Genomic DNA, 2,005 nt, shown 5'->3' with positions numbered 1-2,005 from the left:
GATTGAGGGTGGGGGGCGACCGGTGACCGATTGAACCACCCCCACCCTCAATCCCTCCCCTCAAGGGGGAGGGAGGCGGATTGTGCTCCGGGCAGCGCTTCGGAAAGACTGGAGACCAGGCGCGCATCATCCTACTCCTGCGTCCTCAGTCTCGGGTCGAGCGTGTCGCGCAGCGCGTCCCCGAGGAGGTTGAAGCCGAAGGAGAGGAAGAGGATGGCGAACCCGGCAAAGATCGCCGGCCACGGCGAGAGCAGCAGGAAGTTGCGCCCTTCCGAGAGCATGAGGCCGAGCGAGGGGATCGGCGGCTGCGCCCCGAGCCCGAGGAACGAGAGCGAAGCCTCGACGAGGATGGCGGCCGAGAGCAGGAGGCTCGTCTGCACCAGCACCACGGAGGAAAGGTTGGGCAGGAGGTGCAGGAAGATGATGCGCCCGTCCGAGGCGCCGATGGCGCGGGCGCCGTTGACGTATTCGCTTTCGCAGATGACGAGGGCGGGGCCGCGCAGCAGACGGGCGAAGATCGGCGTGTAGACGATGGCGATGGCGAGCGCCGCGCTCCAGGCCGACGGCCCGAGAACCGCGATGACACCGATGGCCAGAAGCATGATCGGGAAGGCGAAGAGCACGTCCATCAGGCGCATGACGATGCGGTCGAACCAGCCGCGATAATAGGCGGCGAGCATGCCGAGCGTGCCGCCGGCAACCAGCGCCAGCGCCACGGCCGTGACGCAGGTCATCAGCGAGGTGCGATAGCCGTAGAGAATGCGCGCGAACACGTCGCGCCCGAGCTGGTCGGTGCCGAGCAGGTTGACGAGATTGGGGCCCTTCATGCGCTGGACCATGACCTGCGCATAAGGGTCCTGCAGGCCGATGAAGGGCGCAAAGATCGCGAGCAGCACCTGCAATGCGACGAAGACGGCGGCGAAGGTCAGCAGCTTGTTGCGCTTCATCCAGGCGATCATCGCGACACCCTCGGATCGATGACCGCATAGAGGAGGTCGACGAGGAAATTGACCAGGACGAAGGCGAAGGTCATGACGAGGATCGTCGCCTGCACCAGCGGATAGTTGCGCTCGGCGATGGCGCCGAGCACGAGGCGACCGAGACCGGGAATGGCAAAGACCTGCTCGATGACGATGGCGCCGCCGAGAAGGTATCCGGCCGAGACGCCGACGCTGGTGATGAAGGGGATCAGCGCATTGCGCAGCGCATGCTTGTAGATGATGCGGCGACGGCTGGCACCCTTGGCCTTGGCGGTGCGGATGTAATCCTGGCTCAAGGCATCGAGCATGGCCGAGCGCACGAGCCGCGACAGGTTGGCGAGCATGGGCAGCGAGAGCGCGATGACCGGCAGGATCATGCGGGTGAGGTTCCCCAGCGGGTCCTGCGTGAAGGGCACGTAGCCGAGGGCCTGCACCCCCGGCAGGAGCTTCGAGAGAAGAAAGATCGACACGATCCCCAGCCAGAAGGAGGGGATGGTCAGGCCGGCGATGGCGCCGATCCGCACCAGCACCTCGGCGGTCTTGCCGCGCGCCTCGGCCATGAAGGCGCCGAGCGGAATGGCAAGGCCCGCCCCGAAGAGGATGGAGAGCAGGGTGAGCTCGATGGTCGGCCAGATCTGCGCGAGGATTTCCTGGGCGACCGGCCGCCCGGTCCAGATCGAGGTGCCGAGGTCGCCGCGCAGCACACCCCAGATCCAGGTGAGATATTGCTCGAGGATGGGCTTGTCGAGCCCGACCCTCGCCTCGAGCTCGGCGATGCGCTCGGGCGTGATCTCGGTGTTGGCGCCGAGCATGATGGCGACCGCATCGCCCGGAATGAGGCGAATCATCAGGAAAACGACCACCGAAACCCCGAAGAGCACGAAGGCGAGGTCGACGATCCGGCTGGCAAGAAAACGCAACGGCATGGGCTGGTCCGCTAGTGGCGAAGCATTGCTGTGGTGGCGCCACAGGCACGATCGGCCTCCCTCTCCCTTGAGGGGAGGGAATGAGGGTGGGGGTGGTTC

2 protein-coding genes are annotated in these 2,005 nt (G+C 66.0%); both read right to left on the bottom strand.

Features of this window, described 5'->3' with window-relative positions; genetic code table 11:
* Positions 1-131: 131 nt before the first annotated feature.
* Entirely contained in the window at positions 132-959 is an 828-nt protein-coding gene (locus tag VE25_RS02185; protein WP_046106948.1) for an ABC transporter permease, read from the bottom strand.
* Positions 956-1,906 (bottom strand): ABC transporter permease, encoded by a 951-nt coding sequence (locus tag VE25_RS02180; RefSeq protein ID WP_052731669.1) that lies wholly within the window; start codon positions 1,904-1,906, stop codon positions 956-958. The genes VE25_RS02185 and VE25_RS02180 overlap by 4 nt, the downstream gene beginning before the upstream one ends.
* Between the last annotated feature and the right edge of the window lie 99 nt (positions 1,907-2,005).

Source organism: Devosia geojensis, from assembly GCF_000969415.1.
Classification (GTDB): domain Bacteria; phylum Pseudomonadota; class Alphaproteobacteria; order Rhizobiales; family Devosiaceae; genus Devosia; species Devosia geojensis.
Note: the sequence above shows the minus strand (reverse complement) of the source record. Positions and strands in the feature narration are given on the sequence as shown.